Annotated in this window: 27 protein-coding genes; 16 read left to right on the forward strand and 11 right to left on the reverse strand. The window is 56.2% G+C overall.

All coding sequences use genetic code 11. From position 1 onward, the window contains the following. The first annotated feature begins 25 nt into the window (after positions 1–25). Together ACMHYW_RS13120 and ACMHYW_RS13125 are read left to right on the forward strand one after the other, a co-directional pair. Positions 26–928, forward strand: coding sequence for a dihydrodipicolinate synthase family protein (locus ACMHYW_RS13120; RefSeq protein ID WP_414500310.1), 903 nt, complete (start codon positions 26–28; stop codon positions 926–928). Positions 929–1,040: 112 nt separating this feature from the next. Continuing rightward, entirely contained in the window at positions 1,041–2,267 is a 1,227-nt protein-coding gene (locus tag ACMHYW_RS13125) for a pyridoxal phosphate-dependent aminotransferase (protein ID WP_414501515.1), read from the forward strand. 81 nt (positions 2,268–2,348) lie between these two features. Here ACMHYW_RS13125 and ACMHYW_RS13130 read toward each other — a convergent pair whose 3' ends face one another. Continuing rightward, positions 2,349–2,957: a C40 family peptidase gene (locus ACMHYW_RS13130; RefSeq protein ID WP_414500311.1), complete on the reverse strand. Its 609-nt coding sequence runs from the start codon at positions 2,955–2,957 to the stop codon at positions 2,349–2,351. Positions 2,958–3,315: 358 nt separating this feature from the next. Between ACMHYW_RS13130 and ACMHYW_RS13135 the strand changes: the two genes are divergently transcribed. Continuing rightward, positions 3,316–3,684, forward strand: a complete 369-nt coding sequence (locus ACMHYW_RS13135; RefSeq protein WP_414500312.1) for a hypothetical protein — start codon at positions 3,316–3,318, stop codon at positions 3,682–3,684. Positions 3,685–3,741: 57 nt separating this feature from the next. Here the strand turns inward: ACMHYW_RS13135 and ACMHYW_RS13140 are convergent, their stop codons facing one another. Together ACMHYW_RS13140 and ACMHYW_RS13145 are read right to left on the reverse strand one after the other, a co-directional pair. Beyond that, complete coding sequence (locus ACMHYW_RS13140) at positions 3,742–4,443, reverse strand: hypothetical protein (protein ID WP_414500313.1); 702 nt, start codon at positions 4,441–4,443, stop codon at positions 3,742–3,744. Continuing rightward, a complete protein-coding gene (locus ACMHYW_RS13145; protein ID WP_414500314.1) occupies positions 4,443–5,570 on the reverse strand; it encodes a hypothetical protein in 1,128 nt (375 codons plus the stop codon). The genes ACMHYW_RS13140 and ACMHYW_RS13145 overlap by 1 nt, the downstream gene beginning before the upstream one ends. Positions 5,571–5,709: 139 nt before the next feature. Here ACMHYW_RS13145 and gloA point away from each other — a divergent pair, with 139 nt between their 5' ends. Both gloA and ACMHYW_RS13155 read left to right on the forward strand, forming a co-directional pair. Further along, the gene (gloA, locus tag ACMHYW_RS13150; RefSeq protein WP_414500315.1) at positions 5,710–6,243 is read left to right on the forward strand and encodes a lactoylglutathione lyase; all 534 of its coding nucleotides are present in this window, start codon (positions 5,710–5,712) and stop codon (positions 6,241–6,243) included. Positions 6,244–6,467: 224 nt separating this feature from the next. Then, positions 6,468–6,746 carry a hypothetical protein gene (locus tag ACMHYW_RS13155; protein ID WP_038277514.1) on the forward strand — a complete coding sequence of 93 codons (279 nt, stop codon included), beginning with the start codon at positions 6,468–6,470 and terminating at the stop codon, positions 6,744–6,746. Between the two features lie 101 nt (positions 6,747–6,847). On the opposite strand, the gene wrbA is transcribed toward ACMHYW_RS13155, so the two are convergent. Further along, the gene (gene wrbA / locus ACMHYW_RS13160; protein ID WP_027704315.1) at positions 6,848–7,447 is read right to left on the reverse strand and encodes an NAD(P)H:quinone oxidoreductase; all 600 of its coding nucleotides are present in this window, start codon (positions 7,445–7,447) and stop codon (positions 6,848–6,850) included. Positions 7,448–7,739: 292 nt separating this feature from the next. Then, positions 7,740–9,575: a translational GTPase TypA gene (typA, locus tag ACMHYW_RS13165; protein WP_414500316.1), complete on the reverse strand. Its 1,836-nt coding sequence runs from the start codon at positions 9,573–9,575 to the stop codon at positions 7,740–7,742. A gap of 488 nt (positions 9,576–10,063) precedes the next feature. Here typA and ACMHYW_RS13170 point away from each other — a divergent pair, with 488 nt between their 5' ends. From ACMHYW_RS13170 to ACMHYW_RS13195, 6 genes are all read left to right on the forward strand, one after another. Next, a complete protein-coding gene (locus tag ACMHYW_RS13170) occupies positions 10,064–10,234 on the forward strand; it encodes a Com family DNA-binding transcriptional regulator (RefSeq protein WP_120185394.1) in 171 nt (56 codons plus the stop codon). Between the two features lie 54 nt (positions 10,235–10,288). Then, positions 10,289–11,662: a glycoside hydrolase family 68 protein gene (locus tag ACMHYW_RS13175; protein ID WP_414500317.1), complete on the forward strand. Its 1,374-nt coding sequence runs from the start codon at positions 10,289–10,291 to the stop codon at positions 11,660–11,662. A 336-nt stretch (positions 11,663–11,998) separates the two neighbouring features. Then, complete coding sequence (locus ACMHYW_RS13180; protein WP_414500318.1) at positions 11,999–13,423, forward strand: glycoside hydrolase family 68 protein; 1,425 nt, start codon at positions 11,999–12,001, stop codon at positions 13,421–13,423. Positions 13,424–13,706: 283 nt separating this feature from the next. After that, positions 13,707–14,987: a glycoside hydrolase family 68 protein gene (locus ACMHYW_RS13185; protein ID WP_414500319.1), complete on the forward strand. Its 1,281-nt coding sequence runs from the start codon at positions 13,707–13,709 to the stop codon at positions 14,985–14,987. Positions 14,988–15,321: 334 nt separating this feature from the next. Next, on the forward strand, positions 15,322–16,155 hold the full coding sequence (locus tag ACMHYW_RS13190; protein WP_414500320.1) for a hypothetical protein: 834 nt from the start codon (positions 15,322–15,324) through the stop codon (positions 16,153–16,155). Between the two features lie 437 nt (positions 16,156–16,592). After that, positions 16,593–17,561 carry a TerC/Alx family metal homeostasis membrane protein gene (locus ACMHYW_RS13195; protein WP_414500321.1) on the forward strand — a complete coding sequence of 323 codons (969 nt, stop codon included), beginning with the start codon at positions 16,593–16,595 and terminating at the stop codon, positions 17,559–17,561. A 314-nt stretch (positions 17,562–17,875) separates the two neighbouring features. Here the strand turns inward: ACMHYW_RS13195 and ACMHYW_RS13200 are convergent, their stop codons facing one another. The 5 genes from ACMHYW_RS13200 to ACMHYW_RS13220 form a co-directional block, all read right to left on the reverse strand. After that, positions 17,876–19,066 carry an MFS transporter gene (locus tag ACMHYW_RS13200; RefSeq protein ID WP_414500322.1) on the reverse strand — a complete coding sequence of 397 codons (1,191 nt, stop codon included), beginning with the start codon at positions 19,064–19,066 and terminating at the stop codon, positions 17,876–17,878. After that, positions 19,063–19,467, reverse strand: a complete 405-nt coding sequence (locus ACMHYW_RS13205) for a GlcG/HbpS family heme-binding protein (RefSeq protein WP_414500323.1) — start codon at positions 19,465–19,467, stop codon at positions 19,063–19,065. The genes ACMHYW_RS13200 and ACMHYW_RS13205 overlap by 4 nt, the downstream gene beginning before the upstream one ends. Before the next feature lie 81 nt (positions 19,468–19,548). Then, on the reverse strand, positions 19,549–20,268 hold the full coding sequence (locus ACMHYW_RS13210; protein WP_414500324.1) for an IclR family transcriptional regulator: 720 nt from the start codon (positions 20,266–20,268) through the stop codon (positions 19,549–19,551). Between the two features lie 17 nt (positions 20,269–20,285). After that, entirely contained in the window at positions 20,286–20,795 is a 510-nt protein-coding gene (locus ACMHYW_RS13215) for a ClbS/DfsB family four-helix bundle protein (protein ID WP_414500325.1), read from the reverse strand. 151 nt (positions 20,796–20,946) lie between these two features. After that, positions 20,947–21,798 (reverse strand): SDR family oxidoreductase, encoded by an 852-nt coding sequence (locus ACMHYW_RS13220; RefSeq protein WP_414500326.1) that lies wholly within the window; start codon positions 21,796–21,798, stop codon positions 20,947–20,949. A gap of 139 nt (positions 21,799–21,937) precedes the next feature. On the opposite strand from ACMHYW_RS13220, the gene ACMHYW_RS13225 reads away from it, so the two are divergent. The 3 genes from ACMHYW_RS13225 (at position 21,938) to grxB (ACMHYW_RS13235) (ending at position 23,852) form a co-directional block, all read left to right on the forward strand. Beyond that, positions 21,938–22,327, forward strand: coding sequence for a winged helix-turn-helix transcriptional regulator (locus ACMHYW_RS13225; protein ID WP_414500327.1), 390 nt, complete (start codon positions 21,938–21,940; stop codon positions 22,325–22,327). Positions 22,328–22,443: 116 nt separating this feature from the next. Further along, positions 22,444–23,112, forward strand: coding sequence for a glutaredoxin 2 (gene grxB / locus ACMHYW_RS13230; RefSeq protein WP_414500328.1), 669 nt, complete (start codon positions 22,444–22,446; stop codon positions 23,110–23,112). An 89-nt stretch (positions 23,113–23,201) separates the two neighbouring features. After that, positions 23,202–23,852 (forward strand): glutaredoxin 2, encoded by a 651-nt coding sequence (gene grxB, locus ACMHYW_RS13235; RefSeq protein WP_414500329.1) that lies wholly within the window; start codon positions 23,202–23,204, stop codon positions 23,850–23,852. Positions 23,853–23,935: 83 nt separating this feature from the next. Here the strand turns inward: grxB (ACMHYW_RS13235) and ACMHYW_RS13240 are convergent, their stop codons facing one another. After that, the gene (locus tag ACMHYW_RS13240; protein ID WP_414500330.1) at positions 23,936–24,403 is read right to left on the reverse strand and encodes a hypothetical protein; all 468 of its coding nucleotides are present in this window, start codon (positions 24,401–24,403) and stop codon (positions 23,936–23,938) included. A gap of 275 nt (positions 24,404–24,678) precedes the next feature. Between ACMHYW_RS13240 and gmk the strand changes: the two genes are divergently transcribed. Continuing rightward, positions 24,679–25,323, forward strand: a complete 645-nt coding sequence (gene gmk / locus ACMHYW_RS13245; RefSeq protein ID WP_051523616.1) for a guanylate kinase — start codon at positions 24,679–24,681, stop codon at positions 25,321–25,323. 130 nt (positions 25,324–25,453) lie between these two features. Further along, positions 25,454–25,705 (forward strand): DNA-directed RNA polymerase subunit omega, encoded by a 252-nt coding sequence (gene rpoZ / locus ACMHYW_RS13250; RefSeq protein WP_027704332.1) that lies wholly within the window; start codon positions 25,454–25,456, stop codon positions 25,703–25,705. Positions 25,706–25,709 lie beyond the last annotated feature (4 nt).

Below are 25,709 nucleotides of genomic sequence, written 5' to 3' on the forward strand. Positions count from 1 at the left end.
CACCGAAGGGCGTGGAGGACATCACATGTTCAAAGGGTTGAGTGCTTTTCCGCTGACACCGCTGATCGACGGCAGAGTCGATCAGGCATCATTCGTTTCACTGATTGAAAGGCTGGTAAAAGCTGGCGTGGATTCTATTGGCGCACTGGGTTCCACGGGCAGCTACGCTTACCTGACCCGTGAACAGCGCCGTGATACGACGAGGCTAGCCATCAGCGTGTCAGGCGGCATCCCTGTCATGACAAGCATCGGCAGCCCATCTGCGGATGACGTGCTGCGACTGGCCGACGATGCCCAGCACGAAGGGGTCAGCGGCGTCCTGCTAGCCCCCGTTTCCTACCAGAAGCTGAGTGCCGATGAAGTGTTCTCGCTATATGAAGACGTCACGCGCACTATATCTGTACCACTCTGCGTCTACGACAACCCCGCAACGACCGGCTTCGAGTTTACGGACGAGCTGCTGATCGCCCTGTCCCAACTTCCCCATGTCGGCTCCATCAAGCTGGGGACACTGGCTCAGGACAGGACCACTGCCGCCCGGCGGGTCGCGCGGCTAAAGGAGCAAGTCAAAGCAGGTGTCACCATCGGCATCAGTGGCGACGCGCAGTCTCTGCGAGGACTCCAAGCAGGTTGCGATGTCTGGTATTCGGTCTTAGCCGGACTGTTCCCACGTTATTTCCTCAGGCTGGCTCAGGCAGCCCAAGACGATGATAGGAACGAAATCGGTCGCCTTGACGCGCCTTTGGCACCACTATGGGAATTGTTCCAGCGTTACGGGAGCCTGCGCGTCACTGCAACCATGGCAGAGCTGCTGGGTGTCGTAGCGTCGCCGTGCCTGCCCCGACCGCTGAAGACACTGTCCGGACAGGAGCGCTCGCAGCTGAAAGCACTGCTTGAGACCACGCTCCGCCCGCTGTTATACCCCTGACAGCGCGACAGTGATGAAGACGGCCATCGTTAGGCGCACGCGGGGAAAGGGTTCATCACCGAACAAGGAGAAGGCATTGAGAGCCATCACGAAGTCAAACAAATTGAACCACGTGCTTTACGACATCCGTGGTCCGATCATGGACAAAGCCAAGCAGCTGGAAGATGACGGTCACAAGATCATCAAACTCAACATTGGCAACCTAGCGGTCTTTGGCTTCGACGCCCCAGAGGAAGTGCAGCAGGACATGATCCGCAACCTTCCCCAATCGTCAGGTTACTCGGACAGCAAGGGCAATTTTTCAGCAAGGAAGGCTGTCGTCCACTACTCGCAGACACAGGGCATCGCCAATGTCACGATGGAGGACGTCTATCTGGGGAACGGTGCCTCCGAACTGATCGCGATGGCCACCAATGCCCTGCTCGACAATGGCGATGAACTGCTCATTCCAGCTCCGGACTATCCGCTGTGGACCGCCGTCACCAGCCTGTCAGGGGGCGAGCCCGTGCACTACCGGTGCAACGAGGCCGAAGGGTGGATACCCGATCTGGACGATATCCGCAGCAAGATCACGCCCCGCACCAAAGGGATCGTCGTGATTAACCCCAACAATCCGACGGGGGCCATCTACCCTGACAGCGTGCTGGAAGGGATCATCCAGATCGCACGCGAGTATGAGCTGGTCATTCTTGCTGACGAGGTCTACGACAAGATCCTGTATGAAGGTGCGAAGCACACAGCGCTCGCCAGCCTGTCCACCGACGTGCTCACCCTTACCTTCAACTCGCTGTCGAAAAGCTACCGCGCCTGCGGCTACCGCGCGGGCTGGCTGATCGTGTCAGGGAATAAGCAGGCGGCCAAGGACTACATCGAAGGTCTGAACATGCTCGCCAATATGAAGCTGTGTGCCAATGTGCCAGGGCAATGGGCGATCCAGACAGCGCTGGGCGGCACCCAGAGCATAGAAGAGCTGGTCAAGGAAGGAGGCAGGCTGCGCCGTCAGCGCGATCTGGCCTATGAACTGATCAATGCGATTCCCGGCGTGAGCTGCGTCAAGCCAGCCGCGGCGCTGTACATGTTCCCGCGCCTCGACCCAGAGGTATACCCCATCGCCGACGACCGACAGTTCTTCCTAGAGCTGTTGGAAGAGACGCATGTCATGCTCGTGCAGGGGACCGGCTTCAACTGGCCCGATCCGGATCACTTCCGCATCGTATTCTTGCCTTATGAATCCGATCTGCGCGAAGCCATCGGACGCATCGCAGACTTTCTGGCCCGCTACCGTCAGCGGCATGCCCGCCTGAAAAGTTCGCAGCAGCAGACGTCAGACGACGCCTGACCGTGCAGTGACATCATGGCGCCCGGTTCCCTAAACGAACGCTCTCGCACCGCAAGGTGGTGGGAATAGAAAATATGGGGGTCAGGGCGCCAATCGACCCGCGCCGAGGTAGTGCGATTTCCAGTAGGCGACGTCCAGCGATGTCTTTTGCACCTTCCGCCCTTTTCCAGGTGCGTGAATCATGGTGTTGTTGCCCACGTACAGCCCAACATGCCAAGCCTGACCCTTGCTGCCGAAGAACAGCAGATCGCCCGGCTGAGCAACACGCGCTTTGGGAAGGAAGTGGTACTGCTGGTTACTGCTGCGCGGCAGCGAGACGCCTGCCTGACGATAGGCCAGAAGGGCAAGGCCGCTGCAATCAACGCCATCGTTGATCGACGTTCCCCCTAACTTGTAGGGCACCCCGACGCTGCGCTGGGCCGTAGCAATGACCTTCTGGCGTCGCCCATCGACTGGGCCATCGGTCACCTTGAGCGGTGCACGCGATGCCGTCGTTGCGCACCCTGCCATCAGCAGCAGCATGCTCATCATCACTATCCAACGCCCCAGTCCCGCCATTGCCTGCCTCTCTCTGCCGCTTATCTCGTTCATCCACGGTATTCCCAGTGTGAAAGCATAGCTCGTCAGGCCCGTCGCAGCGTGCCCTCCATGATAGAGACCCGCATCAACGACGATTGTCCCCTGACTCATTGATCGGCCAAAGTGCCCTGTTAGCGTATGTATAGCGCATAGCTGCCAGCGCCCGTTTCACACCCCGATAGGGCTGCTCTCTCCCGCGAATAAAAGCGTCCATAAACAGCGGATTAGCCTTCAACATGAAGGCCCAGCGATCGGCCTATCTGCCCAGTCATGCCACCGATAAAAATAAGGAAAAAATATGAACACATGAAACTGAAGCGGATCTTAAGTGAACTCCCCCTACACAACCGAGTCTCAGCCTACAGTGGGACACCACTAGCAGATGAACACATCTTCCTGATGGCGCAATACGATAGCGACCAGCAGGCGGGGTATCCTTTCGCATCAAAAGAAAGCAAGGAGCATCACTATGTCTTCAGTTTCTCGTCGCATCGGCAGCACCCTGGCAATCATCAGCGCTCTGGGTTTCTCTTCCGTCGCTCTGGCAGCAGAACCGACCACTGCTGGCGCTACTGATACAGCTACTACGCTGCAGCAGAAAGCGAACCACACCAAAGAAGCCGCTCAGAAGAAAGCCGACAGCGCTAAAGAATCTGCAACCAAAACATCCCACGATGCACGCCGCAAAGTGCAGTCCAAAACCAACACAGGCAACAAAAGCGGTGTAGCGCAGAAAGCGCAGGACAAAGCGTCCGAAACCAAGCAGAAAGCAGGCGACACCATCCAAGAACAGAAACAGCAGGCCACTGACCGCATCAACGAAGCGACTGGCGAATAAGCTTTACTGCTGACCCAAAAGGCCCCGTTCGATGATTCGAGCGGGGCCTTTTCATATTTATTTAAACGAAGCGGTAACAGCACGGCACTGCTGACGCCGACGCTCAATCATCTGAGGAGATTGCTCCTCTTGGCGATAATGGGAGCTATCGTGATAAGGATCACTTCTATCCTCCTCTTCTCTATAAGAGTGCCACCACACCCAGCTGGTCTCTATATATATCGGCCAACGGAACCTTATATAGCGGTCAACACAAGGCTCGTTCATCTCATCATCGTCACCAACAAGAGAGAAGTTAGTGCTAAAAATATCAAGATAAGGTAGCTCATGCTTATCGAACACACCGCTCAAATTAGAATAAGGTGAAGCCACTGTTATATAGCGATAAGGATCCTCAAGTTCGACCTTAAAAATATAAGGGCCAGGTGTTATTGATAGCGCAGAACATATACCAATAATCAATATTGCCCAGCTTCCGTAGCATGCCAATAATTTTCGCTGAGCTCGCCACATGAAATGGAGGAACAGTAGGGAAGTAGCCAACGGAATAAACCACATCCAACTCAGAAAGATTGCAGCCGTACTATTTGTTCTGATTGTTCCGATGTAGAACGTATCGAATGAAGCAAAATGCTTCGATTGATCAAAGCTTAGTACACGTATCGTAGCATCTAAACAAAGCAATATGTTGATAAATAATAGTGTGTAAAATACAAAAAGGGTAAATCGATAAATATATCTATATATATTATTATTCATTACCATTCTCCTTGACGTTTGATATTTATATCCGTCAAGTTATTATCCCCAAAGGGATCAGGGATGCCATTATCAATAAACACCGACTGGAAGTAGTCAATAATATCATCATCGCCTACATCAGGGCAGTTATTAAAATGGCGAATATTACATTCTTTATCCTGTTGAACAATGGCCGTCCACACTGCATAAGTATAGAAGTCAGCCCCTTGCACTTTATGTTCTGGCGCGACATTATCATCGCCTGGTTTGCTAAAAGGCCAATCAATAATAGATTGTCTATATTGCGTTTCCTGATGTTGATGAAGCAGATACCATATATCACGGTAAGTCAGCTGCTGTGTAGTTTTTGCTAAATTTTCCACAACAGGGGCAGTTACACGTGAAGGTGCTATACATTGATCAAAAATAACTTCTTTATCATCTTTATTGGAAGGTAACACATGATATCGGCAGAGTGTCATCTGATAATTTCCACCCAAAAAGAATCTACTATCTTTATAACCTTGGATATAACTCATAGTAACATTATCACCAGCTTCAGCCCGAAACTGAATAGGAATGCCATTATCCCAGTAAGTTGATAGTGTTCTTCCACGCCGCTTGACCACTTGAGACTGGCACCCAGCAACAATTACAGCGTCTCCATCCTTTGGCTCAGTGGGATGGCATTCTCCGCCAGCAGGTTGGCATTTAAACGGTACTGCGTGGTTGTCATCAGACCATTTGATCACAGGGTACTGCTCAAGCAGCTGCGCTACGACAGGATCATCATCACTAGGGTGCAATGGATTTTCGCCATAGTTTTTCACAAGAATTTCTTTGTATAAATTATGAGCTTGAGGCGACAGCAAAGGACGATCTAGCCAAGTAGCGCGACGTTGCCCCTCTTCTGTTTCCCAGAAATGGGTCACTCGCTCCTCTTCTCTCTGTTTAGCCCGAGCCTTATCATCAAGCTCGCGCTGGACTTCTTCGTGAAATAATCGGAAGCGCGTCATGATTTTAAAGTAGCCGAGCAAAGCACCTATCCCGCAGACTGATATAAATAGAAAAGCAATGATCAGCACACACCATCCTCTCTCAGCATTGCGCCGACGCTGCTTTTCAATCAGTTCATCAATCTTCATCCCCCCTCCTTTTTCATCTCACTATTACTGCAAAGCAGCTAATGTAACACTTTATCAGTCAGTGATTTTATTCTTGATAGAGAACGGTGAAGCCCTTATGTTCTTGCCAACATCACACTCATAGAGAAGGAATTGCATAATGGCTTTCACTGAACAGGCCGCCGGCGTTAGTGAACAAAGTGCACCTCAAACCCAAGGCTTCACGCTCAACCACAGCATGGTGCGCATTAAGGACCCTAAGATCACGCTGGATTTCTATACCCGCGTTTTCGGCATGCGCCTGCTACGCAAGCTCGACTTCCCAGAAATGTCCTTCTCGCTCTACTTCTTGGCTAATCTGGACGAAGGTGCGAGCGTGCCCAGCGACACCGCCGACCGCAACCAGTGGACGTTCTCGCAGCGAGGACTGCTAGAGCTAACCCATAACTGGGGCACGGAAAACGACGCCGATTTTCAGTACCACAACGGCAATGCCGAACCTCAGGGCTTCGGTCATATCTGCTTCGCCGTACCCGATCTACAGGCAGCCGTTGAGTGGTTTGATGCCAACGGTGTCGAGTTCGTTAAACGCCCGGAGCAGGGCAAGATGCGCGACGTCGCCTTCGTCAAGGATCCCGACGGCTACTGGATCGAAATCGTCCAGCCCGACCTGTGCCGCTCACTGGGCCTGTAAGCCACGCATTCCGCGGTTCTGCCGCACCCGACCGCTATACCTATTTCGCATGTCATGCCGATTCGGCATGACAATAGAATTCCCGTGACAGCACCGTGAGCACAGGAGTATCTTCGCCTGCTGTTCACCTGACATCGCCCAGGGCCCACTGCGTCCGCGCGATGTGCTACACACTTCAGATCGATTTCCCATTGTCTTCGGGCCTTGGGTTCAGCGAGGCTGTCATGAATGCACGTACGATTAACTGGGATTCTCCTGCGAGCGGCCTAAGCGGCATGTTCGACTCTCGACGCCCGGTGAAAACCGCTCCCCGAGCGGGTTGCATCATCACCGCGCGCTATCATGGTACCAACGTCCGCATGAAGGTCATTGACCGCGACGGCGATAAGCGCTCGGTGGCAAAAGTCATCGGCGTCGACGACCAGAGCGTCCAGCACGACCTGCAGGCCGGTGACACCGTCATCGTGCCAGACAAGAAACGTACTGTGGTGCGCTATAGCTGATTCCGTACAGCGGAAGACAACGAAGGCCCCGATGGCATAACCATCGGGGCCTTCGCGTATTCGAATGCGACCAGCGGCGAACGAATCGCCACAGTCGATCCTCAGCCTTTGAGGGCTTTTGCCAGCTTAGCCACGTGTTCACCCTGGAAGCGGGCAATGGTCAGCTCGACTTCGGACGGCTGGCGTGAACCATCTGCACCCGCGATCGTGGTCGCCCCATACGGCGTACCGCCGTGCAGCTCTTCTACGCCTCCCATTCCCGGTGCGCCATAGCCGATCGGAACGATCACCATGCCGTGATGGGCCAGCGTCGTCCATGTCGAGGTAATGGTCTGCTCCTGACCACCGCCCGTGCCTGTAGAAGCAAAGACGCTCGCCAGCTTGCCGAACAGCTTGCCCTGTGCCCACAGACCGCCAGTACGGTCGAGGAAGTTGCGCATCTGGCTCGCCATGTTGCCAAAGCGGGTAGGCACGCCAAGGATGATCGCATCGTAGTTGACCAGTTCGTCCGGTGTAGCGACCGGTGCAGACTGATCGGCCTTACCCCCCGCCTTGCGGAAAGCATCTTCATCCATCAGCTCGGGAACGCGCTTGATGTCGACCTGCACCCCGTCGACCTTACGCACCCCGTCCGCCACGGCGTTCGCCATGGTTTCGATATGTCCATACATGGAGTAATACAGCACCAGTACCTTGCTCATCGAAGCGTCCTTTCATCAGCGTGAAAAACGAAGGCGCAGGCAGGGCGATTCCTGCTGCGTAGCCTGTTTGGAGTATAGGCACGGACGCAAGCTTCGCGGCAATTGCTCCATCATGAGCAATATTCATGGTGCAGCACTTGCTAGGGCTTGCGCATGCCCGACACCGCACAGCGTACGCCGTTGCCTTTCATCGGCATGATGCGAGTAGTGCTTCTTTTGTCGGCCTCTAGGCATAAAAAAACGCCCCACCGTTACCGGCAGGGCGTTTCGTTGGAAGCGTCAAACGCTAGCGTTACTTCTTGCTAGAACGTTTACGTTCCTGTTCTGTCAGGAATTTCTTACGCAGGCGGATGTGAACCGGCGTAATTTCGACCAGTTCGTCGTCATCAATGAACTCGATCGCCTGTTCCAGCGTGAAGCGGACCGGCGGCGTCAGGACGATGTTTTCATCGTTACCAGAGGCACGCATGTTGTCGAGCTTCTTACCTTTGGTCGGGTTAACGACCATGTCGTTCGCACGGTTGTTGATACCGATCAGCATACCTTCGTACACCTCAGTACCGTGCTCAGCGATCAGGCGACCACGTTCCTGCAGCGTGAACAGTGCGTACGCCAATGCTTTACCGGTCGCCATGGAAACCAGTACACCGTTGCGACGTTCGATCGCTGCATCCGGTTTGAGCGGACCATAGTGATCGAAGCGGCTGGTCAGGATACCGGTACCGGACGTCATGGTCAGGAACTGACCACGGAAGCCGATCAGACCACGCGCAGGGATGATGTAGTCAAGGCGGATACGGCCCTTACCATCCGGAAGCATGTTGGTCAGCTCACCTTTACGGTAGCCCAGCTCTTCCATGACAGAGCCCTGATGCTGCTCTTCACAGTCGATGATGACTTCTTCGTACGGCTCTTCCTTGACGCCATCAATGTCACGGATGATGACTTCCGGGCGGCCTACGGCCAGCTCAAAGCCTTCGCGACGCATGGTTTCGATCAAGACGGACAGGTGAAGCTCACCACGGCCGGATACGATGAATTTCTCAGGCGTTTCGCCCTGCTGTACGCGCAGTGCAACGTTGTGGATCAGCTCTTGGTCGAGGCGATCCTTGATGTTGCGGCTGGTGACGTACTTACCTTCGCGACCTGCGAACGGCGAATCGTTGACCTGGAAGGTCATAGAAACGGTCGGCTGGTCAACGGTCAGTGCCGGCAGTGCTTCAACAGCTTCCGGATCACACAGCGTGTCGGAGATGTTCAGCGAGTCGATACCGGTGATGCAGATGATGTCGCCTGCCGTTGCCTTGTCGGTCTGTACGCGTTCGAGGCCAAGGTGGGTCATGACCTGACCGACCTTGCCGCGACGGGTATTGCCTTCGGCGTCAACGACGACGATCTGCTGGTTCGGGCTGACGCTGCCGCGTTTGACGCGACCGACACCGATAACACCAACGTAGCTGTTGTAGTCCAGTGCGGAAATCTGCATCTGGAACGGACCGTCGACTTCAACGGCCGGCGGCTCGACGATGTCGACGATGGCCTGGAACATCGGATCCATGTCATCTGCCATGTCATCCGGATCCATACCGGCGAAGCCGTTCAGAGCGGATGCATAGACGACCGGGAAGTCGAGCTGCTCATCGGTAGCACCGAGGTTGTCGAACAGGTCGAAAATCTGGTCCATGACCCAGTCAGGACGCGCGCCCGGGCGGTCGATCTTGTTGATGACCACGATCGGTTTCAGACCCTGTGCGAACGCTTTCTGTGTAACGAAGCGTGTCTGCGGCATCGGGCCATCGACGGCGTCGACCAGCAGCAACACGGAGTCAACCATGGACATAACGCGTTCGACTTCACCACCGAAGTCAGCGTGTCCAGGCGTATCCACGATGTTGATGTGGTAGTCCTTCCACTGGATCGCGGTGTTCTTCGCCAGGATGGTGATACCACGTTCCTTTTCCTGGTCGTTGGAGTCCATGATGCGCTCTTGACCTTCGTTCTTACGGTCGAGCGTACCGGACTGCTGAAGAAGCTTGTCGACGAGCGTCGTTTTACCGTGGTCGACGTGCGCGATGATAGCGACGTTTCTCAGCTTGGAAACATCACCGACAACTGCTTGATCTGTCATTACTTTTTTCCATGATGTGTGCAGGCCAGCGCACACATCTCCGTGAAGATGCCCGCCTGTGCCTATCGCGGACGCTGAGCGGCTAGCGGCTCATCTGTCCTCTGATGCGCTTAGATTAACACGAAATGCCCAGATGCCGTACTGATCGCGCACGAAAAGTACGAGTTCTGTCCCAACCCGATTCCGCCGCACCTGCCTGACGAAAAGGGCATTTCAGCGGCGTGTAAAATGCCCCCCTACAACCGTATTTACAAAAAGTAACACACTGAAATAGAAAGGGTTTGACTCAAGCAAATAGTGATCAACCCCATTACAAATCCAGTCGCGTTTCAAACGTAGCCGATTGTGTTCTTATGTTTCTGCCAGCCGAGTTAGGCAATCAGGTTTGACTCGACCACTGGCCGCACTAGCCCCGCCGTGAAGCGACTCATCCAACTGTGGATATGGCGGGTTCGATCGACACAGGAAACATAAGTGAACATATAGAGATGAAACCGATACGTTGTGCGTCCTGCGGACGCCTGCTGCTCAAGGCTGAGGTTTATAGCCTCCTGGAAGTGAAGTGTCCTCGCTGCAAGACCGTGAACAGCTTCCGCTCCAGCGAGTTCAAGCCGACGCCTGCCAAGGCGCAGCCGGAATGCCCGGCGCATCGAGCATGACTCACCTCTCATCCTGATAACAGTTAGTTGCACAACAACAAAAGGAAACATGTTATGACACGCAAAGCTGACACCATCACGGTTCGTGATATCGAAGAACGCCCGGTCTCCCAGGCTAGCCATTGGACTCGCGAAAACGCAACTCGCATCCGCCCGACCGCTACGAACACTTTCCCTCCGTTCGACACGGGTAAAGTCAAAGCGCTGATGCCTGGCTACCACGTATGGGACAACTGGTTCGTACTGGACGAAGAAGGCAACGTTGCTGACATCTATGGCTACACCGTGCTGTTCGCTCTGGTTCGTCCGGTTGACGACGAAGAAAGCGCTCACGCCAAAATCGCGTACTTCTACTCCGTAGACGGTGTTCACTACATCCCGGGCGGTTTCGTATTCCGCGAAAGCCTCTTCAGCGATGTACAGGAATGGAGCGGTTCTACCATCCTGCGTAACGACGGCCGCCTGCAGACATTCTACACCGTTGCAATGGGTGTTGAGCTGTCTTCTGGCTGGCAGACTCACCAGCGCTTCGCTACTGCGATCCAGACTATCGCTGTCACCGAAGCCGGCATGAGCCTGGCTGACCCGATGTACCACGCACTGCTGGCTGAGCCAGACGGTCTGTACTACCAGACAATCTGGGAATCCGACGCGGGCGAATCTCGTGCACCGACCAAACACTCTCTGGCACTCGGTGACGACCAGACCAACAACCTGTGCTTCCGTGACCCGTCCTTCTTCAAGGACCCGAAAACGGGCAAAACCTTCCTGCTGTTCGAAGCGAACACGGGTAGCCTGCTGGACGCTGAAGGTTCAGTAAAACAGAAATACATCGGTAGCGAAGACTTCGACGTCGAATACGTACCGACCCCCGACGACCTGAAAGCCAACGGTTGCATCGGTATGGCCGAGTTCACCAACGACGAATACACCTTCGTCAACCTGATGCCGCCGGTCCTCACCACTAACCTGGTGACCGATGAAATCGAACGCATCAAGCTGATGGTTTACGACAACCACTACTACCTGTTCTGCGTCTGCCACGGCAACAAAATGACGATCCCGGACGAAGATCTCATCAACCGTGACTTCCTGCTCGGCTTCCGTTCCAAAGACATGCTGGGTCAGTACGAACCGCTGAACAAAACCGGTGTTGTCATTCAGCAGAAATCTCTGGGCAACCGTTACGACGGTCAGTCCGAAAACGGTCAGTACATCTACTCCTGGCTGGTACTGCCTGATCTGTCTGTCGTCAGCTATGCCAACTTCTCTACGGCATCTGACTGGACGCTGCAATCGGTCAAAACTGCGGGGCCGTCCGTACAGCTCGAAATCGACGGTCTGGAAACGCGCATCACTGACCTGTACTACAACGTCCTGCCGGCCACCGTCGTTGAACCGCCGCTGGTCTTCCCGACAATCGCCTAATTACTCCTCTACCCTTGGAGCGCCTCTGAGCGCCCTTTACCCTCCCCACATTTTCCTATACCACTGCCCATACACTCCGTTCAGTAGGCCCTCGCTCCACCTCCCCTTTTTCTTCCCCGTTATCTACACGCTTTTTTGTCGTTTCAATCGCGACTACGGCCTTTTTCTTAAATACACAGCGTATTGATTTATCAGTTCTTTTTATACAAAACAAAATAATTAACCCTTTCGATAAAAACTTCTAAAGTACCGACGCCTTTAAGAAAGGTAAATCGCCCATAGCGCTGTGAGCGGCTTCAAAAACAAAGCACAACAAAGAGAGAGGAAAGGAGTGGTATGAAACATCTACACCATCATCCCGCTAACAAAGCCCGCGTTTCACATTGGACTCGCCAACAAGTCAGCCAGATTGAGGCCGATGACGCTATCGACTTTCCGCATTTCGACCCTCAACAGGTCAAGGTACTGATGCCCGGCTATGATGTCTGGGACAACTGGTACGCCCTTGATGAAAACAACCAGATTGCTGACGTTCAGGGATTCCGCGTGCTGGTCGCGCTGGCGGCACCGTCTGACAGCTTCGACGAAACCAACCTGTACTACTTCTATTCTCGCGATGGCGTTCATTACCAGGCTGGCGGCAAGGTCTTCACCACCCCGCTAGAGAGCGGCATTCAGGAATGGAGCGGCTCCACCCTCCTGCGCAATGACGGTGCGTTGCAGACCTTCTATACCGTCGTCAAAGAAAGCGGCGACTATTCCGGCCGCAGCCATCGTTCTCGTGGCAGCCAGGGCATGCCGCCCGACGGCATGTCAGCACAAGGCTCACAGGCCGCGGGGCCTCAAAGCGGCTCGCAAAGCCAGATGCCGGGGCAGGGTCAGATGGGGGCCGTACAGAACGACCAGCGTCTGGCAACCGCCATTCAGGATGTCGTCATCGCAGGCAACCGCTTGTCGCTGGCTGAACCGCGCTATCACGCCATCCTGACCGTGCCGGACGGTCAGTACTACCAGACCATGACTCAGGCCAGCGAACGAGAAACGCTGTTCCCCACGTCCAGCACCACGGGCAGCACTCAGAGCAACAACTTCTGCTTCCGCGATCCGCATTTCTTCAAGGACCCGTCCGACGGCCGCAGCTATCTGCTGTTTGAAGCCAATACCGGCAACGCCATCTGCCCTGAAGGCAGCGTACGCCGTGAGTACATCGGCAGCGCTTCGTTCGAACCCGACTATGTGCCGACCCCCGATGAGCTGAAAGCCAATGGCTGCATCGGTATCGCCGAGCTGACCAATGAAGGCTACACCGCTGCGCGCTTCCTGCCGCCGTTGCTGACCTCCAACCTGGTGACCGACGAAATTGAGCGCGTCAACATGCTCAAGATCAAGGACGATTACTACCTGTTCTGCATCGGTCGCGTCAGCAAGATGGCGATGAGCTGTGAGGCGCTGGAACGCAGCACCTTCATGCTGGGCTTCCGCTCTCGCTCGCTGTTCGGTCCGTACACGCCGCTCAACCGCCACGGTGTCGTGCTGCGCCAGCAGTCTTTCAGCAGCGATATGATGAACAGTTCTGATACTCAGAGCGTCTATTCCTATCTGCTTCAGCCTGACCTGACCGTGCTGACCTATGCCCAGTACAGCACCGATGCCGATGGCAACCTGCAGAAGAACCGCTCCGCGGGCCCGACGCTGTCACTGCACATCAAAGGCAACCGCTCCTACGTGGGTGAGGTGATCTACAACATTCTGCCTGCATAACGCACGGCTTCTTTCCTATGCACAAGGCCTCTTCGCGGCAACGCGAAGAGGCCTTCAATCATGTCATTCTTCTTCTGAGCCGCCACCCGGCTAACGTGTATTCCAGCACCTTACAAACGATCATGTATTGCGCCTGTATCAAAGGTGTCTGCATGGCATCAATTACAACTCGTTATTGTTTCCTTTTGAAAACAATGACGTCAGGATACGCATTCATTAAGAAACACCTTTGATATCGAAAGATATCTTTTACGAAAAACGAGACGATCAACGGATAATAATAATGGCAACGAATACTACATCTCCCGTCATCAGCCACTGGACTCGTGAACAGGCCTCGAAAATCAGCGTCAGCACCGCAACGACGTTTCCTACCTTCAATCCCGCGCGGCTGGGGGCCATGATCCCCGGCTACAATGTCTGGGATAACTGGATTGTGCTGGACGAGAACAGCGAGATCGCCAGCGTACAGGGATACCGCGTGCTGGTCGCACTGGTTGCTCCCACCAACAAGAATGTCCCTACGCGTCTCTACTACTTCTATTCGAAAGATGGTGTGAACTACACGAAGGGGGGTTATGTCACTGATCGCCTTCTGGACAAGGAAGGTAGTGAGTGGAGCGGCTCCACCATCCTGCGTGCCGATGGCACACTGCAAACGTTCTATACCATCGCAAAAGCTTCCAGCACAGCGTCAACTCAGAAAGACCAGCGTCTGGCCACGCTGACTCAAAAAGTCGCGGTGACGGGTGGCAAACTGGTGCTTCAGAAGCCTCTGTACCATGCCTTGCTGGCGACACCAGATGGCCACTACTACCAGACGCCGCAGCAGGCGCACCAGTATGAAAAGAGCCACCCGGCCGCCAAGGGCAAGGTCGGCAACAACAAGACCAACAACTTCTGTTTCCGTGACCCGCACTTCTTTAAGGACCCGGCAACCAAAAAAACCTATCTGCTCTTTGAAGCCAATACGGGTTCGGACTACTGTGCCGAAGCGTCCACGAGTCGCGATTATGTCGGTAGCAGCCGCTACGAACCTCGCTATGTGCCTACCACGGATGCGTACAAGGCCAATGGCTGTATCGGGATTGCGGAGCTGACCGATAACACCTATCGAACGATCAAGTACCTACCGCCTCTGCTGACGGCGAACCTGGTCACCGATGAGATTGAGCGCGCCAACATCATCGTTCACAAAGGCGGCTACTATCTGTTTTGCGTCACGCGCGCCCGCAAGATGACCCTGACCAACGATGCCATCCTTGATAGCGCGTTCATGCTAGGGTTCCGCGCCAACAGCCTATTCGGCCAGTACGTGCCGCTCAACGACAGTGGCGTCGTTATCCGTCAGCATCACGGGTCCGGTGGTGAGGGCAGCAACCCGCAGAACGTCTATTCCTTCCTGGTACTGCCGGATATGAGCGTGATCACCTACGCCAACTATTGCAGTGATGGGAAGGGTAGCGTGCAGCGCTGCCGCACGGCTGGACCGAGCGTACAGTTGCATATTGATGGCACGACAACCCACCTGGGTGAGATCGCTTACAGCCTGCTGCCCGCTTGATCCCAATGTGCCCTTGTGCGTGATGACAGGCGAGGGCGCCGCTTATCGAAGACCCCGTGCCGAAAGGTACAGGGTCTTCACGCATTCCCATTCCCAGTAAGTGAACGCTCTATTTTCTTGCCTATTTCTGTTATTTTCGTATAGGCATGCCATTTATTTCCTTCATCGTAACAATCCTTGGAAACCCACGGTTTTAAAGGGTTACGGTGATGCATACCTAGTGTTTCAATGTTACAGCAGGTATCAACTCCATATAGAATACTATGCCTCAGCCATGACGCTCGCTGCGGACATGGCGTTACGATTCCCTTTTCCTCGACCATAGAGGGACCCAATGCATCATGATCTGGAATGGGCTGGCTGGTTCAGCGGTTTGCTGCTTGCCGCACTCGTGATCCTGCTGGCCGGTGTGTGGGCCTGGCTCTACCACCAACACGACTCGACAGCGCGGATGTCATTTCTACAGGGACTGATGAAGGCGCTGACGATTGCGATGGTACCGGTGTGCCTCATCGCCATCCTCATCTCATCAAGCGGGGTGAGTGTGGTCTGGCTGTGCGCGCTGCTGTTTCCACTTATCACGGCGATTCTGGCCTTCTCGCGCACCTCGCCCTTTCATGTACCGCAGGCCAATGCCATGCCCTATGGCTGGGTGGCCCTGATAGCGCTCTTCATTATGGCGCTGCCGCTTACGGCCCATCGGCTGGCGTACTACATCGTCGACCAACATCACGCGGGCGAAGCCTGGCATCCCAACCCGCGCCCAGACGGCTCAACGTGGTTGGTCAAAGAGTCGTGGTACGACACACGCCAGATACTCTTCATTGGTGCGCTAGATGTGCGCCGTATCGGACGACCCGAAATGACCCTTGGCCGTGCGGAGATCGCGTCCCCGCGCTGCAGCGATGCGCCCTCGCTCACGGCAATGATGCTCGCGCCGACGTCTCCCCGAACATTCGGTGGACTGACACCGCTGCCGATGCTGTCGGGCTGCCTCGGCCAGGATTGGATCGAAGTGCCCGCCACACGCCACGCTGTACTGGCCACCGTAGCGCTTCTACTACAGGACAGCGCCACCATCACATGGGAAGGGCTGATCGCTCACGGCGAAGACAATGAGCGCGCCCGCGACTTCTTCGAAAACGGCAGCTATGCCATGCCTCGCTGACAGAGGCCCTCTCTTCATCGCCAGCAAGGCGCACAACCATCCAGCGGCAAACGATCACCCCCTCTTTCGCGTCAACGTTTGCCGCTTACCTTAAGGTTTCGTTAGTTACCGAGTATTGTTGCCAACGCTACGTGAAGATCACCCTGTTCACGTAGCGTCCAACGTAAGCGGCCGATACCTCTGCCTACCCCGTTATGACCATCAACAGATTCTCTGCTGAGCCTCTGGCAACGTTATAGAAATCGTGACCGCTCAATCGGCATCGGTAAGGGGGATGGGTAAGATATGATGCGAAAGACACGACAGAAATGGATCGCGCATCTGGTGCGCTGAAAGAAGATTGCGGCTCATGCCCCAGTTCTTTAACACACGGCCGAACTACAACAAAACCAAGGGTAAATGGCGATATGGGCGTTCCCCTCACATTTGAAGCAAGCATGATACTTGCCGTCACCGTTGCCGTGTCCGTCTGGATAGATCTGTTCTTTCACCGGAAAGCCAAAGAAATCACGTTTAAAAACGCAGCGGTCTGGTTCTGTGTATGGATCACGCTGGCACTGTTGTTCTACGCCTACCTTTTCCTGCGCCACAGCCCGCAGCAGGCCAGCCTGTTTCTGTCGGGATACGTGTTGGAGAAAGCCCTATCTATCGACAACATGATGGTTTTCGTCGCGATCTTCGCGAGCTTCAACATCAAGGGAATCCTGCAGCACCGCATTCTGTATTTCGGCATCATCGGCGCTCTGCTGTTCCGCGCCCTCTTCGTGGCTGCCGGCACGTGGATCTTCGGTATCTCTCACTGGGTGGAAGCGATCTTCGCCGCTATCGTGCTGTGGACAGGGGTCAAGATGTTCATGGGCAGCGAAGAAGGCGATGACACGGAGGACTATTCCGATCACTGGTCGGTTCGATTGACCAGCCGTATCATTCCGGTCACGCCGCGCCTGATAGGCCGCCACTTTGTCGTCGGCCGCCAGCATGCTGAAGACATAGCCCGTAAAGAGGGCTTTTCGCTGCCGAAACGCGCGGCCATGTACGCCACGCCAATGCTGCTGTGCCTGATGTGCATCGAGATTTCCGACGTCATCTTCAGCTTCGATAGCGTGCCCGCCATCATCGCGGTCACCAAGGAGCCGTTTCTGGTCTATGCCTCGGTCATCTTCGCCATCCTAGGCCTGCGCAATCTCTACTTCATGCTGTCTGCTGCTGCGAAATACCTCGTGCACCTAGAGAAAGCCGTTGCGCTGGTGCTGGTGTTCATCGCCGCAAAACTGGCGGGCAGTGCGTTCGGCCTGTTCAATATCAATCACCTGATTAGCCTTGCCGTTGTGCTAGGCCTAATTGCAGGTGGTGTGGTCATCAGCCTGATATTCCCAGGCAAGAAGGAAGAAGAACGGTTGGTCTGATGCCATTAAGATGCTGCAAAGCAATCCTAGGGCGCCCTTTATTCCATCCTGCGTGTACGAGAACACGCTATGACGAGCGTCAGCCTCGAACAATCGGGCGGGGAGACGTTCAGTGACATCGGACTAGGCATGAATGGGGCCGGTAAGCATTCAGTAAGCGCCGCAGTCATCGGCCGCAACGTCGTCGCTCGCACCAATATTGGCGAACCGCACCCGCTGATTAGCAAGCCTCACCGCAAGCATATGGCCATAAAAAAGCCTTCACTCCCGAGAAGGGGCGAAGGCTTTCGTTTCAGCGTTGGATCCGCCTACCGCTAACCCCGTGCGGCCTGTCGATGGCGGAAGGTCAACCATGCCAGTGGCAGCTGCGCCAAGGCTACCAACCAGATGCCCGCCCACGGCGTCATATCCAGTCGGCCATGAGCCACCAGCAGACCGCCCAGCGCCTCACCCAGCGCAATGCCTAGATTAAAGGCGGAAATATTCAGCGCCGAAGCAAAGTCGATCGCACGCGGTGTCCAGCGCTCGGCCGTTTCCAGCATGCCCGCCTGAAAGCCCGGCGACATACCAAACGCCAGCAGCCCCCAGATGAACAGCACGACCACCATTGCCACCTGATGTGACATGGCCATCGCCAGTGCCACCAGCACGATCAGAAGTCCTGCCAACAGACGCGCCAGTGCCGTTGGCCAGCCCCACTGCGCCGCCAAACGACCGCCCAGCAGGTTGCCGACCAACGTCGCCACGCCGAAAACGACCAGCAGTACGTTCGCCATACTGGTCGAGAATCGGGTGATATCCACCATGATCGAGGTGATAAAGGTGAACGCGGCAAAGCTGGCGCCAAAGCCAAGGATAGTGATGCCCATCATGGCCAGAATCGGCAGCTTCACCAGTGCGCCCAGTGCATCCTTAGGCTTGCTGACCGTTGTGACGGGCAGTTCGGGCACCCACAACGCGACGCTGATCAGCGCCAGAGCCGCTAGCAGCGCTACGCCATAGAATGGCAGACGCCAGCCCAGCGAGTTGCCCACCAAACTACCTAGCGGTACACCGATGACCATGGCCAGTGTCAGGCCTGCAAACATCAATGCAATGGCGCGACTGGCCTGCCCCTTGGGAGCCAGCCGTGCTGCGACGGTCGCGCCGATGGCAAAGAAACTGCCGTGTGCCACGGCGGTAATCAAGCGCCCCAGCAGCAACAGGCTGTAGCTATTGGCCACTGCAGACATCAGGTTGCCAGCAAGAAAAACCGCCACCAGCCCAATCAGCAGCCGCTTGCGCGAGCAACGGCCCAGCGCCAGGACCACAATGGGCGTACCCACGGCGAGAGCAAAGGCGTATAGCCCGACCAGCCCACCGACACGCGCCAGTGGCAATCCGAAGTCATCGGCAATGGCCGGCAGCACCCCAACGACAATGAACTCTGCTACCCCGATGGCGAAGGCCATGATCGCCAGTGCCCACACGCCGCGATGAATACGCGTTGGTGTTGATGATGTCATACACGCCCCGCTGCATGCAGTGCGAGCGCCTGATCGTCTGGCACCGTAGCGCCCGCAACGCCGACGGCACCTATCACGCGGCCGTCATCATCGTGAAGAACGATCCCGCCGCCGAAGCTGATCAGGCCGCCGTTAGTGGCTTCCAGCGTATAGATTGCGCCGCCCGGCTGCGCCACCTGACCCAGGTCAAGGCTGTCAGTGCGGAACAGGGAGGCGGTGCGGGCCTTCTTGATCGACACGTCGATCGCGCCGGGAACGGCATCGTCCATTCTCAGGAAGCCACGCAGCAGGCCGGAATCGTCGACCACTGCAATGCAAACGGCATAGCCCTGCTCACGGGCGCGCGTCTGGGCACGGGCAATGGTCTGCTGGATAAGCGTTTCGGTAAGCGGATAAGTCATGAGAAAGCCCCTGACGGAAAATGAAGGCTTTCATCATCGTCAGGAAGACAGGGCGAGTGAAGATGCCACGCAACGACGCGGCTATTTTTTGACAATATCAAACACGCAGGACATCGACTCTGCGGCCAGCCGCTTCAGCCGCTCTACGGGCAGCCGCTGTGCCGGCCCCGCGACACCCAGCGCCGCCACGACCCGTCCTTGCTGGCGCAGCGGCACCGCCATGCAGTGCAACCCCGGCTCAGCCTCCTCGATATCCAGCGCATAGCCCTGTTCAACGATATCGGTTAGCTCGGCTTCCAGTGCGGCAGGCATATCGCCTGCACGGCGCAGGCTGCGCACCAGATCAGGGTCGTGGGCCAAAAACACACGTCCGATGGCAGAGGCCGTCAGCGACTGCCGACAGCCTCGCGGCACGGCAGCGCACAGCGCGCTCTGACAGCTCACCACATCTACGCACAGATATTCACGCGTACCACAGGGCACCGCCAGATAGCAGGTTTCACCACTGCGCTGGGCCAGATCGTGCAGTGCGGGAGCAAAACACTGGCGCAGCTCGGCATCGGCATCCATCAAAGGCTGGGCCAGATCGCGCAATCGCAGCCCCAGTGCATAGTCTGTACCGTGGCGCGCCACATATCCCATCGACACCATCGTATTGAGCAGGCCATGCACCGTGCCCTTATCCAATGACGTGCGTTCGGCCAGCGTAGACAAGCGTGCTTCACCGCCGCTGGATGCCAGCGCTTCCAGCAGATCAAGCGCTCGTTCGACGGACTGGATACGCCGGGTGGTATTGACCATAAGGCCTCCTTCGGTGCCTAGATACCTTGTGCCCTCAGCCACTTGCGCAACCGTGTGCGCGCATTGGAATAGGGCGACGAAGTGTTGAGCTGAATCATCCGGCCTTTGGTATAGGTGCGATACCAATCACATCCATAGAACGACGCATCAGTACCGGAAGCAACCAGCGCCACAATGCGTGCATTGACGTCGGCAAGCTGCTGAAGCAGCACAGGAAAAGAAAGGTCAGTACGATCGGCATAGAACGTCTGTGCCAGTCGCCCTAGTTCGTTCCAGCCAAACCCTGTTTCGGGAAAGTCGACCGGTTCACCACGTGCATCGCGTTCACACCATTTCAGCACCAGTGCATTCCAGCCCACCAGATACGCCACCAAATCGGCAATGCTCATCAGCGTGCCTTTGGCATGCCCTTCCAACGTCACTTCACGCGCACGTTCCGGTGGCACGGTTGCCAGGTCGGCCGCGAGCTTCGCATAGGTCGTCTGGATGGCCTGCAACAGCTCCTGTTGTGTCTGGGGAACAGCCATGGCGATACCTCACATAAACAAAAAGGCGGCTCGATATCGAGTCGCCTTTATCTTACCCGCCGCAACGCTACATCACGACAGCCTGTCCTGCTGCACTGCCCCGCATTTACCACAGCTCCCGAGCGAAGGCAGGCATGCCCAGCGCAGGGTGTTAACGGTGTGCCAGTGCCGCCTTCACAGCGTCCGCCAGCGATGTAGACGGATGACCCAGCAGTTTCGACAACCCATGCTGATCGTCGAACAGAGCATTATCGTGCGCTACTTGAACGTCCCAGTGCGCGATCATGTCCGCTACCGGTTTAGGCAGTCCTGCCTGTTCGAGCACCGCGGCGTAATCGGCTTCCGGCAGATCGCGGTAAGGGATATCGCGACCCGTCTGGCGCGATACTTCGGCAGCCAGATCACTCAGCGTCCACGACTCGTCACCGGCCAGTTCCAGCGTTTTATTGTCGAAGCCATCGTGCGTCAACACCTTCGCCGCGGCTTCGGCATAGTCCGTACGCATGGCCGATGAAATACGCCCATTGCCAGCACTGCCCACTACCGCACCGTGCTCAAGCGCACTGCCTAGGCTGTCAGTGTAGTTTTCGGTATACCACCCATTGCGCAGGATCGTGTAGGAGAGCCCCGAGGTCCGCAGTACCGCTTCGGTATCACGATGCTCTTCCGCCAGATTCAGCACCGAACGATCGGCATGAAGCAGGCTGGTATAGACGATGCGACGCACGCCCTGCGCTTTGGCGGCCGCAATAACGTTGCGATGCTGGGCGGCACGCTGGCCTATTTCATTCGACGAAATCAGCAGCAGCACGTCCACACCAGCCAGCGCACGGGTAAGGGTATCCGGGCGGTCATAGTCCGCTTCACGCACGGCCACACCCAACGACGCCGCTTTTTCGGGCGAACGCACTAATGCGACGATCTCCTGCTGCTTTCCTGCCTGCACGAGCCATTCGATCACGTGTCGGCCAAGCTGTCCTGTTGCACCTGTTATGGCAATCATCGTCGTACTCCTTTTCTGTGTCTGTCTGCATACCGCCGCAAGGTTGAAAGTCGTCACGACGGCCTGTAGTCGTCGTCTTGCATTCACTGTAGACTGACACTCTCCATCAGGGAAGTACGCACCAAAAGGTTAGTATTAAATGACGATGACTCCAGACACATTGACCGATCGGCTGGAACGCGGTGACGTGATGGCCGCACAGTGCCCATCACGCGCGCTGCTGCGCCACGTCACCAGTCAGTGGGGCGTGCTGGTGCTGACCGTCCTGCGCCGGGGTACGCTGCGCTACAGTGAGATCAGGCACCGCATCGGCGGCATCAGCGAAAAGATGCTGGCCCAAACCCTACGCACGCTTGAGAGCGACGGATTCGTGTCGCGCACTGTGCATCCCGTCGTGCCACCGCACGTGGACTATCGCCTGACCGCCGCCGGGCAGGAAGTGGCGGGTCGCATAGCCGATCTGGTGGACTGGATCGAGGGCAATCTCGGCATGCTACTCAGCCCCGACACCGCGTCATTAGAGGGCTGAACACATTAAGAAAAAAAAGTCATAAGGAAATAATTGAAGTCTGCGTTCAATAGACCCATCTTCGTTATTAAGAGGTGCTAACGACGCATCGAAATACGCTTTCGCCGGGAGGCCCCATGAAACTCTATGTTTATGACCACTGCCCGTTCTGCATTAAAGCCCGCATGGTATTCGGTCTGAAACAGGTTCCCGTCGAGCTGGAAACCGTGCTCAACGACGACGTCAAAACCCCCACGGCACTGGTCGGCAAGAAGATGGTGCCGATCCTGCAGAAAGACGACGGTACCGCGATGGGCGAAAGCATGGATATCGTGCGCTACATCGACGAACGCTACCCGATGCCGGATGGCGAAGAGGTATCCTGCCTAGCGGGGCCGACGCGGCCCGAGATCGCCGAATGGACGAAGAGCGTCATGCCAATCGTCATGCGCCTGACGATGCCGCGCTGGGTGAAGGTACCGCTGAAGGAATTCGCGACCGAAAGCGCGCGCAGCTACTTCCGTCACAACAAGGAAAAAATGATCGGCATCAGCTTCGATGAAGCGCTGGCCCAGACCGATAGCCTGCTGGCCGAACTGCAGCCGCATCTGGATGCCCTTGTTCCGCTGATCGCTTCTCCTGAGGCCGTGAATGGCGCACTGTCCGAAGATGACTTCACCCTCTTCCCCGTGCTGCGCCAGCTGACCGTCGTGAAAGGCCTGACCTTCCCGCCAGCCGTCAATGCCTACCTGCATCACATGGCGACCCGTACGGACATCCCGCTGCACACCAGCGTGGCGCTTTAATCCCACCGTTTTTCGATCAGCATGCCCGTTGCCCACGACATGGGGCAGCGGGCAGCGACTCGCTTCTTTCCCGCAAGGATACTGTTTCGATGAAACTCTATGTCTATGAATACTGCCCGTTCTGCATCAAGGCGCGCATGATCTTTCCGCTCAAAGGGCTGTCGTTCGACATGGAAGTTCTGCTGGACGACGACATCCGTACTCCGACCCAACTGATCGGGCGCAAACTGCTGCCTATTCTCGAAAAGGACGATGGCAGCCGAATGGGCGAGAGCATGGATATCGTGCACTACGTCGACGCGCTACCGGACACACCAGCCGCGATTACAAGCAAGCGTCGCCGCGAAATCGCCCAGTGGTGCAGCGCCATTGAGTACACGGTGTATCAGCTGTCGATGTGCCGCTGGGGTGAAATGCCCGTCCACGAGTTCTCAACGCCCAGTGCCAAGGCCTTCTACGTACGCGGCAAGGAAGCGTGGGTGGGGCCATTCAAGCCGCTGCTGCGCCAAACGCCTGAACTACTGGACGACGTACACCGCGCCCTCGCTCAACTCGAGCCATTGATCGAAGCGGACGATGCCGTGAACGGTGAGCTATCGCTCGACGATTTCAGCGTTTTCCCGCTGCTGCATCAGCTGTCCGTCGTCAAGGGCGTTCAGTACCCGGCTCGAGTCGATGCCTACCGCCGCCGCATGGCCGAGCGCTGCAATATCCCACTCTATGACGAACACGCGATCTGATCGTCTGAAGCCCAGAAAGCAGAAAGCAGAAAGGGAAGGCCAAGGCCTCCCCTTTCTTTCATCCGTTCGTAATCTACACGCGCTTAACGGCTCAGTATGGCGATTTTCATCACCGCAATCAGCCCCAGCACGATCGGCACAATGATGTAGAACGCCTGTCGATGCCCGTGTACAGAATTGAACGCGCGCTGAACTTCAGCATTGGCAAGCGCATCGGTGCGATTGTCATCTCCCTTATTGCTGTTGGCCGCGTAGGCCTCCATCACCGTCAACAGTCGCTTCGTATAGCGCTTGCTCTGAGTGTCAATCAGGCTCCATTTGCGCAGCGTCGTATTGACCGTCAGGCGACTGGTCGTTTCCGTGACGGCCTCGATACTGCAGTTGAAGTTGAAGCCGTACGTCCACATGGACGGCGCACTCTTGGCCAGCAGCGTATGCTGCGCCGCATTCTCTGACGCGATAGTCGCATCAAGATCCAGCATCATATAGCGCAGAATCTTGTAGGCCTCTTCGACCCCAACCTGCATATCCAGAACACCGGTATAGCTCATCGTTTTTCCCCTCTGACATGAAAGCGCGCGTCTTGCACACGCACTGTTCCACACGCACTTTCCGCGTGAAAACCACTTGTTATCTATAGGATTAACCTGCCCATCATCCCGAATTGCACAGTCTGCGTGTAGGGCAATATTGCCGCAGCGTCATATCGCTACGGATAAGAGTGCGCGCTTATTGACGCGTACACTCCTTCAAAGCCACGGCCGTTCTGGAAGACCCAGCGTCTATGGCATACTGTGTCCTTGGCTCTTGAGGATTATGAACAACCATGGCACACACTCCTTCCACCGCATCCCTTGATCATGGGGCGCTGTTCATCGTGTCCGCGCCCTCCGGCGCCGGCAAGACCAGCCTAGTGAAAGCGCTGCTGGAGCGCGTCGACCGCATTGGTGTCTCCGTATCGCACACCACGCGCGCCATGCGCCCCGGCGAAGCAGACGGCGTGAACTATCATTTCGTCGACGACGCCGCGTTCGAAGCGATGATCGCACGCGGCGAATTCTTCGAGCATGCCCGTGTATTCGATCGCTACTACGGTACGTCGCACCGCGCCGTCAGTGAAAAGCGCGATAATGGCGAAGACGTAATCCTCGAGATCGACTGGCAGGGCGCTCGCCAGACGCGTGCCGTCTGCCCCGATGCCATCTCCATCTTCATCCTGCCGCCGTCGCGCGAAGCACTCGAAAGCCGTCTGCAGGGCCGCGGTCAGGACGACGACGAGATCATCGCGCGCCGCATGCGCGATGCCGTCAGCGAGATGTCTCACTATGATGAGTTCGATTACGTTGTCATCAACGATGACTTCGACGAAGCACTGCGCGACTTCGAAAGCATCATCCGAGCAGAGCGCGTGCGCCGTGAACGTATCGGCAAAGCACAGGCCGCCCTGCTCGAAGCGCTTGTCACTTCTTGACATAGTCGAGTAGACTGAAAGACAAGCGAACAACTCACCTGTCGCGGCCTGATGTTTCATCGGATCGCGCGGGTGTTTCCTTTTTTCTGGTGGCGCACACCGCGTCACCACTAGGATCAGGTGATTCTCCATGGCACGTGTAACCGTCGAAGACTGCCTCGAAAACGTCGAAAACCGCTTCCAACTGGTCATGATCGCCAGCAAGCGCGCTCGTCAGCTGGCCCGCGGCTCCCGTACCCCCGACCTGCCTTGGGAAAACGACAAACCGACCGTTATGGCACTGCGCGAAATCGCTGCCGGTCAGGTCGATGTCAGCGTGCTCGAAGAACCGCTCGAAGCCATGCCGCAACGTCGCATGCCTCAGACCGACAGCAACGTATAAGCGG

This window comes from Zymobacter sp. IVIA_12111.31 C1 (genome assembly GCF_047495495.1).
In the GTDB taxonomy this organism is placed as follows: domain Bacteria; phylum Pseudomonadota; class Gammaproteobacteria; order Pseudomonadales; family Halomonadaceae; genus Zymobacter.